At 69.6% G+C, this 13,213-nt stretch carries 11 protein-coding genes; 6 read left to right on the top strand and 5 right to left on the bottom strand.

All coding sequences use genetic code 11. The features are described 5' to 3' along the window. Positions 1-54: 54 nt before the first annotated feature. From FDA94_RS17690 to FDA94_RS17680, 3 genes are read right to left on the bottom strand one after another with little or no spacing between them, the layout of a single operon-like run. Positions 55-1,551, bottom strand: a complete 1,497-nt coding sequence (locus FDA94_RS17690) for a glycoside hydrolase family 13 protein (protein WP_137248177.1) — start codon at positions 1,549-1,551, stop codon at positions 55-57. A 1-nt stretch (position 1,552) separates the two neighbouring features. Beyond that, a complete protein-coding gene (locus FDA94_RS17685) occupies positions 1,553-1,930 on the bottom strand; it encodes a globin (RefSeq protein ID WP_062354566.1) in 378 nt (125 codons plus the stop codon). 34 nt (positions 1,931-1,964) lie between these two features. Further along, positions 1,965-2,852, bottom strand: coding sequence for a mechanosensitive ion channel family protein (locus FDA94_RS17680; RefSeq protein ID WP_246059995.1), 888 nt, complete (start codon positions 2,850-2,852; stop codon positions 1,965-1,967). A gap of 1,107 nt (positions 2,853-3,959) precedes the next feature. Between FDA94_RS17680 and FDA94_RS17670 the strand changes: the two genes are divergently transcribed. The 4 genes from FDA94_RS17670 (at position 3,960) to FDA94_RS17655 (ending at position 8,941) form a co-directional block, all read left to right on the top strand. Further along, complete coding sequence (locus FDA94_RS17670) at positions 3,960-5,546, top strand: NsdA family TPR-like regulatory protein (RefSeq protein ID WP_137248175.1); 1,587 nt, start codon at positions 3,960-3,962, stop codon at positions 5,544-5,546. Beyond that, entirely contained in the window at positions 5,543-6,049 is a 507-nt protein-coding gene (locus tag FDA94_RS17665; protein ID WP_137248174.1) for a GNAT family N-acetyltransferase, read from the top strand. The genes FDA94_RS17670 and FDA94_RS17665 overlap by 4 nt, the downstream gene beginning before the upstream one ends. A 217-nt stretch (positions 6,050-6,266) precedes the next feature. After that, complete coding sequence (locus tag FDA94_RS17660; RefSeq protein ID WP_137248173.1) at positions 6,267-8,138, top strand: tetratricopeptide repeat protein; 1,872 nt, start codon at positions 6,267-6,269, stop codon at positions 8,136-8,138. Continuing rightward, on the top strand, positions 8,135-8,941 hold the full coding sequence (locus FDA94_RS17655; RefSeq protein ID WP_137248172.1) for an MFS transporter: 807 nt from the start codon (positions 8,135-8,137) through the stop codon (positions 8,939-8,941). The genes FDA94_RS17660 and FDA94_RS17655 overlap by 4 nt, the downstream gene beginning before the upstream one ends. Here the strand turns inward: FDA94_RS17655 and FDA94_RS17650 are convergent. Beyond that, positions 8,938-9,375: an NUDIX hydrolase gene (locus FDA94_RS17650; protein ID WP_137248171.1), complete on the bottom strand. Its 438-nt coding sequence runs from the start codon at positions 9,373-9,375 to the stop codon at positions 8,938-8,940. The two genes, FDA94_RS17655 and FDA94_RS17650, sit on opposite strands and share 4 nt — an antisense overlap. A gap of 81 nt (positions 9,376-9,456) precedes the next feature. Here FDA94_RS17650 and purU point away from each other — a divergent pair, with 81 nt between their 5' ends. Then, a complete protein-coding gene (gene purU, locus FDA94_RS17645; RefSeq protein WP_170990995.1) occupies positions 9,457-10,305 on the top strand; it encodes a formyltetrahydrofolate deformylase in 849 nt (282 codons plus the stop codon). Positions 10,306-10,345: 40 nt separating this feature from the next. Here the strand turns inward: purU and FDA94_RS17640 are convergent, their stop codons facing one another. Beyond that, the gene (locus FDA94_RS17640; RefSeq protein WP_137248170.1) at positions 10,346-12,412 is read right to left on the bottom strand and encodes a prolyl oligopeptidase family serine peptidase; all 2,067 of its coding nucleotides are present in this window, start codon (positions 12,410-12,412) and stop codon (positions 10,346-10,348) included. 287 nt (positions 12,413-12,699) lie between these two features. Here FDA94_RS17640 and FDA94_RS17635 point away from each other — a divergent pair, with 287 nt between their 5' ends. Continuing rightward, on the top strand, positions 12,700-13,209 hold the full coding sequence (locus tag FDA94_RS17635) for an HNH endonuclease (RefSeq protein ID WP_062342319.1): 510 nt from the start codon (positions 12,700-12,702) through the stop codon (positions 13,207-13,209). Positions 13,210-13,213 lie beyond the last annotated feature (4 nt).

Raw genomic sequence — 13,213 nt, 5'->3', positions numbered from 1 at the left:
TTCTTTCCTCCTGCGTACAAGGTGGCGGGAGAAAAGAACGGGTGGAAATCTTTCCTACTCGGAGAGCAGCCAGGCCCCGCCGTCGGCCGGCAGGAGGTCGTCGATCAAGGGCGCGGTCGCCAATACCAGCTCTTTGTGTTCGGGCAAACGGACCGCAACGTCGCCGCAGTTCACCGCGCAGATCACCGAACCCCGCCGGAAGAACAGCGTGTCGGGAGGCCCGGCCAGCCATTCGATCTCGTCGCCGGACATGATCTGCTTCCGCCAGGCCAGCGCCGCCTTGTAGAAGGACAGCGTCGAGGCCGGGTCGGCGGCCTGACGCTCGGCCGACAGCAGCGCCCAGCTCGACGGCTGGGGGAGCCACGGTTCGCCCGTGCCGAAGCCGTAGGGGCTCGCGGAGCCCGACCAGGGCAGGGGGACCCGGCAGCCGTCGCGGCCGGGCAGTTCGCCGTTGGTCTGGAAGAAGGTGGGGTCCTGGCGCTTGTCTGGGGGAATTTCCTGTACCTCGGGGAGGCCGAGTTCCTCCCCCTGGTAGAGGTAAGCCGAACCCGGAAGGGCCAGCATGGCCAGAAGTGCGGCTTTCGCCCGGTCTATCCCCCCGGAGGGGGTAAGGGATCCCTCTCCATAGCGGGTCACGTGGCGGACCACGTCGTGGTTCGACAGCACCCACGTCGGCGCGGCGATCTCGGTCAGGGTCTTGTCGATCACCGCGCGGAACGCGTCGGCCGACCAGGGGGCTTTCAGCCAGGCGAAGTTGAAGCTCTGGTGGAGTTCGTCCGGGCGTACATAAAGAGCGAGGTCTTCGGGAGTGTCGGTCCACACCTCGCCCACGAAGGCACGTTCGCCGGGATAGGAGTCCATGAGCGCCCGCCACTCCCGGTAGACCCCGTGGACCTCGGGCCGGCTCGACATCGGGCTGCCGGACACGAAGCCGGCGGTGGTGTCGGGCAGGCCTTCCTCTTTGTAGAGGCCGTTGGCGACGTCGATCCGAAAGCCGTCGACGCCCCGGTCGAGCCAGAAGCGCAGCACGTCGAGGAACTCGGCGTGGACCTCCGGATTGCGCCAGTTGAAGTCGGGCTGCTCGGGGGCGAACAGGTGCAGGTAGTAGGAGCCGTCGGCGACGCGGGTCCAGGCCGGGCCGCCGAACACCGACTGCCAGTTGTTGGTCTCGGTGCGGAACAGGTAGCGGTCGCGCTTGATCCCGCGCAGCGCCTCCTGGAACCACGGGTGCTCGATCGAGCTGTGGTTCGGCACGACGTCGATCATCACCCGCAGGCCCAGCTCGTGGGCCTTCGCGACCAGTGCGTCGAAGTCGGCCAGGGTGCCGAACGACGGGTCGACGTCGCGGTAGTCGGCCACGTCGTAACCGCCGTCGGCCATCGGCGACCGGTAGAAGGGCGTCAGCCAGACGGCGTCGACGCCCAGCTCGGCGAGGTAGGGGAGCCGACTGGTCACCCCGGGGAGGTCGCCGACGCCGTCACCCGAGGCGTCGGCGAAGCTGCGGACGTAGATCTCGTAGACGACGGCGTCACGCCACCAGGGGGAGGTCATCTCATGCGTTTACCAGGCTGTGGGCGGCGTAAACCAGGTATTGCCACAGCTTGCTCTCCTGCTCGGCGGGGAGCTGGAGCTCGTTGACGGCGTCGCCCATGTGCTTCAGCCAGGCGTCGCGCTCGGCCTCGCCGATCACGAACGGGGCGTGGCGCATGCGCAGCCGGGGGTGGCCGCGCTCCTGGCTGTAGGTGTTGGGGCCACCCCAATATTGCTTGAGGAACATCCGCAGCCGGTCTTCGGCGCCCTCGAAGTCGTCTTCGGGATAGAGGGGTTTGAGCACCGGGTCTTCGCGGACGCCTTCGTAGAACCGCCGCACCAGCCGGTCGAAGGTCTCCTCGCCGCCGACGAGGTCGTAAAACGTCTGCTCGCTGCTCACCTTCTCAGGTTAAAACAGCTCCCGAGTGCCGGTGTCACGCGATCGTGGCGATGGCCAGCCCGCGCTCGTCGAAGGCCCTCTTGATCCGGGTACGCAACTCGCGCGCCACCTCGTGCTGCTTGCCCGGGGCGGTCTTGGCGACGACGCGGAAGACGATGGCCGTGCCGGAGATCTGCTCCATGCCGAAGACCTGGGGCTCCTCGACGATGATGCTGTCGCGGTAGGACTGGTCGTCCCACATCTCGGTGGCCACGGTGACCAGGATCTCCCTGGTCCGGGCCACGTCGGAGTCGTAGGCCACGGGGATGTCCACGAGGGCCCGCGACCAGCCCTGCGACTCGTTGGCGACGCGGGTGATGGTGCCGTTGCGGACGTACCAGACCTTGCCGTCGGCGTCGCGGAGCCGCGTGATGCGCAGGCTGACCGCCTCGACGGTGCCGGTGGAGACGCCGACATCGATCACGTCGCCGACGCCGTACTGGTCTTCCATCAGCATGAACATGCCGGCGATGAAGTCCTTGACGAGCTCCTGGGCGCCGAACCCTATGGCGACGCCCAGGATTCCGACGCTGGTCAGCAGGGGCGCGAGGTCGAGGCCGAGGCGAGAGATGATCATCAGCAGGGCGGTGCCGAGGATCACTATCGAGGTGACGTGCCGCAGGACCGAGCCCAGGGTCTCCGAGCGCTGGCGGCGGCGTTCGGCGAGGATCGCGTCGAGGCCCTCCTGGGGGCCGCCGAACCGCGACCGCAGCCGCTCCGGCATGGACACGGAGGAAGCGCGGGTGGAGACGCGCTTGATCAGGCGGTGCACGATCGCCCGCAGGACGATGGCGACCGCGAGGATCAGCACGATCGCGATGCTCGCGCTGAGGAGGCCTGCGATGATCTTCGCCCAGTCCGCGTTCCCTATGAGACCGCTCACCAGATTGCAGATCCCGAAGTCGTCACTGCTGCACAGTGCGTTCGCCGCCGCCTTCGGGTCAGGTATGAAGCCTGACGGGGTGGGTGTGGGAGACGGGGAAGGGCTCGGGGAGAGCAGGAACACGGAGTGGATCCCCCTCGGATCGGCTCGTCGGTTTCGGGCAGGCTGCACCCATATTGCCGATCGAACCGGCTGTCGTCACATTCACGCCGGGGGACGTGAGCACCGTCTCACCGGGCCGCGGAGGGCGGCGGGACCGGTGCTCCTGTGACGTTCAGCGGGGCGGAGACGCGCACCCGGAAGCGTGTCTCGTGCCTTTCTCCGAGAGGGGGATCCCCCCCAGTGCCGCCCGCGCCGGCGGGCGGCAGACCAGGGAAATCCATGGAAGACGGGGAATTCGGAGCCGGCGGGCCGACCACAACGTTCCCTCGGGAACGTTCCGCACCGGGCCGCCCGCCGGCTCCGTGAAGCCGCGGCGGTGGCGACGGGCTCAGGGTGACTGCGCTTCACCCGGCCCGTCGCCGTTTCGATCTACTCGCCCACCGCGGCGAGTACACGGGCGACTTTCGTGGCGGCTCCGGCCGGATCATCCGCGCGATGCATCCGTTCCCCCCAGGACCACCAGTAGTCGGCCGACTTGCAGACGACGTTCTCGGTGAGACTCGTCGCCTTCGGGTTGATCACTCGCACGAAGGCCCGACCCGATTGGGTGGTTACGACCCGTGCGAGGAGACCTCGCGAGTCGAGCTCCGAAGCGAGTCGCTCCAGATGCCCGAAATCGTCCTCCCCCAACGTTCGTCCTCCTCCTCCCGCAATCTGAACCCTGCGTTCGTTGCTGGTCGGCCCAAGATGACTCACTGAGCGGGATGGGTCAACGAGGTGATAAGTGGGCGTTGGATGCGGTTACCACCAAGTGGGTTGAAGAATGTCGCCCGCCGGTGGACGATCCTCTATCAGCACGTTCTATTGCAGGTCCGGGCCGCACCAAAACTGGTCCATTATTTCTTCTGGGCGTAGTGCAACCCCGAGGTTACGCTGTGTCAACGAAATGTGGACCGGTCGGGACATGTGGACGGCGCATTCGGCCGGCCACGGAGAGGGGCCGGTATGTCCGGCAGGCAGCACAAGGAAACGGAGACCGCCCGGCGGGTGCGGGCCAGGGGCCTGGCCGCAGGGCGGAGTCTGGCGAGCATCGCTGAGGAGATCTTCGAAGCGTGCTCGGTTCAGTTCGGTACGTCCCGGATCAAATGCCACCGCCTCTCGCACGGCATAGCGCTCGCCGACGTCATCGAACAAGTACGCGCTCTCTTCGAGCGAGACGGCAAGAACCCTCCGGGGATCGGGGAGACCCTCCTGTCGGCGTACGAGTCGGGGCTCAAGCGGCCCGGGCCCGAATACCTCCACTACCTGTGCACCGTCTACCGGGTTGAACCGGTCGCCCTCGGATACGAGGGTCCGTGCATCTGTGGCCACGGCCACCGCATGCCGGGCGTCGTACGCGGCGGCGACCCACAAGAGGCAAGACCCGACGTTTCCCCGGTCCCGCGCGAGCTGCTGCTCCAACCGGAGAGTGGTGTCACCGCGCAGGGCAGGGGCGAGGAGGACGAGAACGTGCTACGGAGGACGCTGCTGCAGCTCCTCGCCGGAGGTGCCGCCGTACCGGTGACCGGGCTCGATGCCCAGGTACTGGCGGCCACCGAGAACATTCGCCGCAAGATGGACGACGTCATGGTGTCGGCGACGGTTTCCCCGGCGATGCTCGACCAGTGGGAAGAGGCCACCATCGGCTTCGGCAGGCAGTACATGAACACCCCGCCCTTACGCCTGCTCTGTGACGTGCTGCTGGAGTTCTCCGCGGTCCGCACTGCGCTGGAGCGGCGGCAGCCGGTCGACCTGCAGGAGCGGTTATGCCGCATGGCGGCCCAGTTATCGGGCCTGACCGGCATGATCCTGATCGATCTGGGCGACCACCGGCTGGCCCGGACCTTCTTCCGCACCGGCCGCACCGCCGCCGACGAGACCGGCGACCGCGCGCTGCGGGCGTGGGTGACCGCCCGCGAATCCCTGGTGCCGCTCTACTACGGCGACCCGCGTGAGGCCCTGACCCTCGCGAAGAAGAGCCGCGACCTCGCGGGCCAGACCCCGTGCGCGGCCAAGACGATGGCCCCGGTCGTGGAGGCCCGCGCCCTGGCGATGCTCGCCGGGGCGACCGGCCAGAAGAAAGACGTCGTCGAGCAGGCCAAGCGGGCCCTGTCGAGGGCGCGGGCGGCCTTCGCCCAGATGGTGCCCTCGGAGCAGGAGGACGCCGCGTTCGGCTACACCGAGCGGCAGCTCTACTTCTACCAGGGCGACGTCCTGGTGAAGCTGGGCGAGACGCTGGAGGCCGACGTGGTCCTCGAACAGGCCCTCGGCCAATACGCCGGCGAGCCCCTCGACCAGACGCTCATCCGCGTCGACCTGGCCATGTGCCGGCTGCTCGAGGGAGATCCGGAAGAGGCGGTCAAGCAGGGTCTCGACGCCCTTCACCGCATCGAGCAAATCCACCGGACCGAATTGGTCATGGGCCGTGTCAACGACCTGATCAAGGCGATCGTCGCCAAGAACGGCGAGAATGTGCCCGGTCTCGCCGAGCTGAGAAGCGAGGCGCTGAACCGGGCTCAGCTCTCCGTCGGCGACCTGCCGGGGGCCAAATGACGGCCCCTTTGCGGGTGCGCCGCTACCGCTGGTCGGATCTCGACGAGGTGTGGGCGATGCACCAGGCCGGTCTGGCGCAGGTCGGGCTGGTCCCCGGCGACGGGGTCTACTACGACGACGACTTCCCCCGCATCGACGAGGTCTACCTCGAGGATCGGGGGGAGTTCCTGGTCGGTGAGGTGTCCAGTGGGCGGCTGGCTGCGATGGGCGCGCTGCGACGGGTCGACGACGAGGTGGCCGAGATGTGCCGCCTGCGCGTCCACCCCGATTTCCAGCGGCGCGGCTACGGCGCGCTGATGCTGGAGACGCTGGAGGAGCGGGCCCGCGAACTCGGCTACTCGGCGCTGTGCGCCGACACCACACTGCAGCAGAGCGCCGCGGTCGCGCTCTACCGGAAGTACGGCTGGCGCGAACTACGCAGGGAGGAAAGAGGAGTTTCGGTTGTTCTTTATGTGGAGAAAGTCCTGACTTCTGCCCGTTCTTCGCTATTTCCCCCGAAATAGTCGGTCTCCACTATTGGCGAGACGCACATTCGTACTAATAATTGTGCGTTGTTGCCCAAAGTGGGGAACCCTTTAGCGGGGAAAGAGGCACGATGAAGAAGATCATTGTCCGGAAGCCCGGCACGGTGAAACTCACCGGCACCGCGAGCGTCATCCACAAGGGGTGAGGCCGGGGCCTCGGCAGATCTGGGTTCGGGGAGATCTCTCTCGTGACCGTATGGCGGCGCTCCGCTCTCTTGGGGCGCCACCGCTCTTCATGGCCGCCGTCAACGCGCATCGGCGGCTGCGCGGGCCCTACACGTTCGGTGGAGCTCTGCTCCGCGTTCTCGTGACCGAGGCCTTGGAGCGTTCCCCCGGCCTAGCCGACCGATTCGACATCGAGATCGACGCCGTCCTCCCGGGATCATGCAAGCGTGTCCCCGGGAGGCGGCGTCCGATCGACGCCACCCTGCCCGACGACGAGCGCATCCTGGTTCCGGCGCCGCGCCGCACGCTGCGGCTGGCCAACGGGATCGCCGAACTGGCCCTGGCGGTCATGCCCGAAGGCGTCTCGCTGGTGGCCGACAACGTCCACGAAGCCGACCCCACCGATCTGGAGTTACTCCAGGTGCTGTCCCGGCGGCTGCCCGGCGTCTCCGTGATCATGTTCGACACCTCGTCGGCGCCCGCCGACGTGATCGCCTCCGACGGGACCACCGACGATCCCGCCGCCTGGGCCGCCTACGAGGCCCTCGATCCGGACGACCGCAGAAGCCGTCACGACCGCCGCGCCGCCGAGCTGGGGACGGCGGAGATGCTCGGCGCGCTGCCCTGGCACCTGGAGCGCGGGAGCGACCCCGCCGCCGCGGTGGAGGCGCTGTGGGCCGCCGTCGACCGCTGCGTGGGCGAGGGCTTCCTGCACGCCGTCGTGGACCTCGGGCGCCGGGGACTGGCGCTCTCCGAACCGGGTTCGCCCGGCTGGTGGCGGTTCGCCCAGCGCACCGCGACCGCCCTCGGCGGCCTCGGCCGCCGATCCGAGGCCCTGGAGGTGTACGACCAGGCGCGCCGCACCAGCCTCGATCCCGCCGTGCACGCGGCCTCGGCCTACGGCACCGCGATGCTGGACGCCCGCCACCCCGACCCCGCCCAGCGCGACCTGGGCCGGGCGACCGCCTGGATCAACCAGGCCATCGCGATCTCCACGATCCTGCCCGACCCCTATGAACGCGCCTTCAAACTGGGCTTCGACCAGAACGGCAAGGCCCTCATCGAACTGCGCCAGGGCCGCCTCGACGCCGCCCTCGACCTGGTCGAGTCGGCCCTCACCCTGGCCGAGGAACTGCCCGTGGGCGCCCACCCGCTGCACCGCATGGTCCTGCTGGCCAACCGCGCCCAGCTGCTGGCCACGATGGGCAACCCGAAGGAGGCCCTGCACGACCTCGACCGGGCCATCGCCTACGACCCCGCCGTCCCCGACCACTACCTCGACCGCGGCAACCTGCGGCTGCGCCTGGGCCAGACCGACGCCGCCCTGGCCGACTACGAGGCGGCGATCGAGGTCAGCCCGCCCCTCCCGGAGGCCTTCTACAACCGGGGCGAACTGCGCCTCGGCCAGGGCGACCTGGCGGGCGCGAAGGCCGACTTCGACCACGTCCTGGAACTCGACCCCGGCTTCCTGAACGCCTACGTCAACCGCGCCGGCATCCTCGAGATGCTCGACGACCACGAGGCCGCCCGTGCCGACGTGACGGCCGGCCTGGCCCTCGACCCGCGCAACCCCCACCTGCACGCCGTGCTCGGCCAGCTGGAGACCGCCGAGGGCGACCACCTGGCGGCGATGGCCGCCTTCGACACGGCCCTCGAAGGCGCCCCCGACCTCGCCGCGATCTGGGCCAACCGCGGCATCCTCCGGTACGAGACCGGCGACCCCGCCGGCGCGATAGCCGACCTCACCAGAGCCCTGGAACTCGACGAGGACGCCGCCGTCTACTTCAACCGCGCCGTCGCCCACCGCGCCCTGGGCGAGGAGGAGGCCGCCCTCGACGACCTCAGGAGGGCCCACGACCTCGACCCGGCCGACCCGGACATCCGGCACGCCCTTGGCTCATGATCCGTGACTACGTCCTGTTCTGGACGGGTTCGACGGTCTCGTTCCTCGGCACCAGGGCGACCGCGATCGCCTACCCCCTGCTGGCCCTGGCGGTCTTGGACTCACCGGTCGCGGCCGGCCTGATCGCCTCGGTCGGCATGATCCCCTACCTGGTGCTCTACCTGCCGGGAGGGGTGTACGCCGACCGCCGCGACGCCCGCACCCTGATCATCGGCGCCGAGACCGCCCGGCTGGCGACCGCGTTGGCCATGGTCGTCGCGGTGGTCACCGGGCAGCCGGGCTTCGCCCTGTTCGCCCTGGTCGCGATGGCCGACGGGACGGCGGCGGTGATCTACTCGCTGGCCGAGGTGAACCTGCTGCGCGGCATCGTCGACCAGCCGAGGATCGCCGGCGCACTGGCCGGGAACGAGGCCAGGACCAGCGTCGCCGGCCTCCTCGGCCGCCCGGTCGGCGGCTTCCTGTTCGGCCTCGGGCACGCCGTGCCGTTCGCCGGCGGGGTGGTCACCTCGCTGGTGTCGATCGGCACGCTGGCGTTCCTGCGGCGGGTGCCTCCGGGGCCGCGTACGGAGAAGGCCTTGCTCGCGGAGATCTCCGACGGCCTGCGCCTGCTCGCGCGCGACCGCTTCCCGCGCGCCACCACGACGCGTGCGCGATCACGTTCTCCACTCTTCATCGTCTACCTGGCCGCCATGCAGGACCGGGGCGTCACGGCGGCGGCAACCACCGCCGATGGCTGTCCCATCCTGCTCGCCGGCATGCTGCTGATCGCCGCAGCCGGGCTCCTGACGGTCTGGAGCCCCTAGACCAGGCGTTCGATGACATCCCGCAGGTTCGGCGGCTCCACCCGCTCCGGCAGCGTGTCGAGCGAGTCGGGCGTGTGCCAGGCGTGCCCCCGGTAGGTGCCCGTCTCCTCGGCGGTGAACTCGACGCTCCCGACCTTCGGCGTGCCGGGGAACCTGGCCAGGAAGAACGGCTCGGTCTTCATGTAGTGGACGCCCAGCCAGTGGAAGTCGCGCTCCACCTGCACCCAGACGTCTTCGACCGCGTCGCCGGGCAGCCCGGTCTCCTCGGTCAGCTCCCGCCGGGCCGCCGCCAGCGCCGACTCGCCCGGGTCGATGCCGCCGCCGGGCGGTTCCCAGAAGACCTCGTCGCTGACATGGTCGTGCCAGCGGAGCAGCAGCACCCGCCCGTCGCCGTCGAGGCAGATGACGCGCGCGGCCGGTCTGGTCTCAGCCACTGTGCCGTCCCCCATTCGCCAGTGCCGGTCCGGGTATCATTCTCCGTCCGAGTCACCCCGTCGACTGAAGGTTTGCGGATTATGACCGCCGAATACGTGCTGACGCTCTCGTGCCCCGACCGCCCCGGAGTGGTCGCCGCCGTCTCCGGGCTGCTGGCCCGCCACGGCTGCAACATCACCGAGAGCCAGCAGTTCGGAGACCCCGTCTCCGAACGGTTCTTCATGCGCGTGCAGTTCACCGCCGGGACCGCCGCCGACGTGCTGCGCGGGGACTTCGCCGCCCTCGCCCCCGACTTCGGCATGGAACTCCAGCTCTTCGACCGGGCCGTGCTGCCGAGGGTGCTGGTGCTCGTCTCCAAGTTCGACCACTGCCTGAACGACCTGCTCTACCGGGTCAGGTCGAAGTCGCTCGGCATCGACATCGTCGCGGTGGCCTCCAACCACCCCGACCTGCGGCCCCTCACCCAGTCACACGGCATCGACTACCACCACCTGCCGGTCACCCCGGCCACCAAGGAGCGCCAGGAGCAGGAGATCCTGACCCTGGTCGACCACTACCGGGCCGACCTGGTGGTGCTGGCCCGCTACATGCAGGTGCTCTCGGCCGACCTGTGCGGCAAGCTGTCGGGCCGGGTGATCAACATCCACCACTCGTTCCTGCCGTCGTTCAAGGGCTCGCGCCCCTACCACCAGGCCCACGCACGGGGCGTGAAGCTGATCGGCGCGACCGCCCACTACGTGACCGCCGACCTCGACGAGGGCCCGATCATCGAGCAGGAGGTCGCCCGCGTGAACCACACCCACTCTCCGGAGGACCTCGTGGCCATCGGCAAGGACCTCGAATGCCAGGCCCTCGCCCGGGCGGTCAAGTGGCACGCCGACCACCGGATCCTCCTCGACGGCCACAAGACGGTCATCTTCCCCCGCTAGGGCCCGACGGCCCGCCCGGTTCGCGGGCGGGCCGTCAAGGTCAGAGCTTCAGGCCCAGGTGGGTCGCGAAGAAGGCGAGCTGGTCGGCGGCGAGTTCCACGCTCTTGCTGACCGCGCGCGCCCCGTGGCCGGCCTCGGCCTCGTTGCGCAGCAGGATCGGCCGCTCGCCGCTGGTCGCGTGCTGGAGGGCCGCCGCGGTCTTCCAGGCGTGCAGCGGGTGGACGCGGGTGTCGCTGGCGAAGACCGTGAACAGGGTCGCCGGGTAGTCGACGCCCTCCTTCACGTGGTGGTAGGGCGAGTAGGCCCACAGCCAGCCGAACTCCTCGGGGTCGTCGGCCGAGCCGTATTCGACGTTCCAGGTCGCGCCCAGGCCGAACTTCTCGTAGCGGATCATGTCGAGCAGCGGCGCCGAGCACACCACGGCGGCGAACAGGTCGGGGCGGCGGGTCAGCGCCGCGCCCACCAGCAGGCCACCGTTGGAGCCGCCGGAGATGCCGAGCATCTCGGGCGTGGTGACGCCCTCGGCGATCAGGAACTCGGCGGCGGCCTCGAAGTCGCGGAAGGTGTTCTGCTTGTTGGCCAGCATGCCGTCGCGGTGCCACTCCTCGCCCTGCTCGCCGCCGCCTCGCAGCTGGGCGATCGCATAGACGCCGCCCGCCTCGACCCAGCTCAGCACCGACGCCGAGTAGCCGGGCGTCATCGAGATGCCGAAGCCGCCGTAGCCGTTGAGGATGGTCGGGCGCGGGCCGTCGCGGTCGACGGGGGAGATCACCAGCAGGTGGACCTCGGCGCCGTCGGCCGACGGGTAGACCAGGTGCTCGGTCTTCACCGGCGGCACGTCGACGGTGCCGGGGGAGGCCGCCCACAGGGTGGTCTCGCCGGTGCGGGCGTCGAAGCGCTGGATCGTCGGCGGGGTGGTGTTGTCGGTGTAGCCGAACCAGGCCTCGTGGCCGCCCTCGGGGCGCTCGGAGATGCCGCCGATCGTGCCGATGCCGGGCGTGGGCACCGAGCCGATGCGCTCGCCGGTCTCGAGGCGGTGGATGGTGATCTCGGAGATCGCGTGGCGGGTCCAGCCCGCCAGCATGATCGGCTCGTCGAGGTCGTCGAGGATGGCGTAGTCGCTCAGCACCGCCTCGGGGTCTTCGGGGAGCAGGTCGCGCCACGACTCGTAGCCCGGCCGGTCGGGGGTGGTCACGCACACCCGCGCCCGGGGCGCGTCGCGGTCGGTGAAGACGTAGAGCCGCCCGTCGCGCCCGAAGTGGAGCCCGGTCTGGGCGTCGACCCCTTCCTGTACGGTCACCAGCGCCGGCGCCGCGATGTCGCCCTCGCGCAGGTCGGCCAGCCACAGGTCGTTGCGCGGCGCGGTGCCCCGGGACGCCGAGATCGTCAGCCACGAACCGTCGCGCGAGACGGAGACCCCGTAGTAGTTGGTCTTCTCCAGCCCCTCACCGAAGATCAGGACGTCGTCGTCGGGCGAGGCGCCGACCGTGTGCAGGTAGACCCGGCGGTGGTACTGCTCCTCGTCTTGGGGCACCAGCTCGGGGGCGAGCCGGCGGACGTAGTAGAACCGCTCCCCGCCGGGCAGCCAGGCCACGGGGGAGTAGCGGCAGCGGTCGATCGGACCCTCGACGATCTCGCCGGTGCCGACGTCCATGACGTAGAGCTTCGACTCCTCGTCGCCGCCCACAGAGATCTGGTAGGCGAGCAGCCGGCCCTCCTTGTCGGGCTGCCAGGTGTCGAGGGTGGTGAGGCCGCTCGGGTCGAGCGCCATCGGGTCGAGCAGGGCCCGCTCGGCGCCGTCGGCGTCGACGACGTAGAGGACCGAGTGCTCCTGCTCGGGGGTGCGCCGCATGAAGAAGCGCCGCTCGCCCCGCCAGGCCGGGACCCCGATCGAGCCCGACTTGAGCAGCTCGGCCACCCGGCCGCGGAACCGCTCACGCCCGGCCAGCTCGGCCTCGCCGAAGAGCTTGGCCTGTGCCGCGAGCCAGTCGGCGACCTCGGCGGACGCCGGCTCCTCCAGCCACCGGTAGGGGTCGGGCACGGGGGTGCCGTGGAGCACGTCGGACACGTCGGCACGCCTTGCGGCGGGGTAGGAAGGTCGCGTCATGCCTGGCACTCTAAGGCAGCCCGCCGACAGCCCGACACCGTAGGCCGACCCGCCTGGCGGGGGGAGTAAAAAGATGATCGCCGGGGCATAAAGAGCATCAGGCGTACCAGTTGCCCAGGTTATGGGGTGGCGGACTTGTCTTCGCAAAGGACACACTTTGGTTGAGGGCGGTGCCGTGGTGACCATCCGCTGGGCCGTCCGGCGGAGGTCCGTGTGAAAGAACGACCTGAGTCCCAACAGACGGGGCCACAACTCCGGCGCACAGCCATGGCCGGGGAGGTCGGCTGATGCGCCAAGTCCTACTCCTCAATGCAACCTACGAGCCACTGACGACTCTCTCGATGCACCGGGCCATCGTGCTCGTGCTCCGCGAGAAGGCCGACATCATCCACCGTGACGGCCGCGGCGGTGTGCTCCGCTCCGCGACCCGGACCCTCGACATCCCGTCGGTGATCCGGCTTCGCCGCTACGTCCGCATTCCGTACCGGTCGAGGATCCCGCTCACGCGGGCGGCGCTGATGCGCCGCGACGACTTCCGCTGCGCCTACTGCGGCCAGCGGGCCGAGACGATCGACCACGTCATCCCCCGCTCCAAGGGCGGCCCGCACACGTGGGAGAACTGCGTGGCGTCCTGCATGCCCTGCAACCATCGCAAGGCCGACAAACTCCTTGAGGAGATCGGCTGGCAGCTCCGGGTGCTCCCGGTGGTCCCGCGCGGGCCCCACTGGAGGCTGATCGGCGCCCAGCTCGACGGGGACCCGCAATGGGCTCCCTACCTTGAGGAGTCGGCGGCCTAAGATC

This window comes from Herbidospora galbida, assembly GCF_005233835.1.
In the GTDB taxonomy this organism is placed as follows: Bacteria; Actinomycetota; Actinomycetes; order Streptosporangiales; family Streptosporangiaceae; genus Herbidospora; species Herbidospora galbida.
This window is presented reverse-complemented; position numbering and strand designations above follow the sequence as displayed.

Bases quoted from the DNA above. Each gene is read 5' to 3' on its own strand.
- FDA94_RS17690 (WP_137248177.1), bottom strand. From the start codon at position 1,551: ATGACCTCCCCCTGGTGGCGTGACGCCGTCGTCTACGAGATCTACGTC.
- FDA94_RS17670 (WP_137248175.1), top strand. From the start codon at position 3,960: ATGTCCGGCAGGCAGCACAAGGAAACGGAGACCGCCCGGCGGGTGCGG.
- FDA94_RS17665 (WP_137248174.1), top strand. From the start codon at position 5,543: ATGACGGCCCCTTTGCGGGTGCGCCGCTACCGCTGGTCGGATCTCGAC.
- FDA94_RS17660 (WP_137248173.1), top strand. From the start codon at position 6,267: ATGGCGGCGCTCCGCTCTCTTGGGGCGCCACCGCTCTTCATGGCCGCC.
- FDA94_RS17655 (WP_137248172.1), top strand. From the start codon at position 8,135: ATGATCCGTGACTACGTCCTGTTCTGGACGGGTTCGACGGTCTCGTTC.
- purU (WP_170990995.1), top strand. From the start codon at position 9,457: ATGACCGCCGAATACGTGCTGACGCTCTCGTGCCCCGACCGCCCCGGA.
- FDA94_RS17640 (WP_137248170.1), bottom strand. From the start codon at position 12,412: ATGACGCGACCTTCCTACCCCGCCGCAAGGCGTGCCGACGTGTCCGAC.
- FDA94_RS17635 (WP_062342319.1), top strand. From the start codon at position 12,700: ATGCGCCAAGTCCTACTCCTCAATGCAACCTACGAGCCACTGACGACT.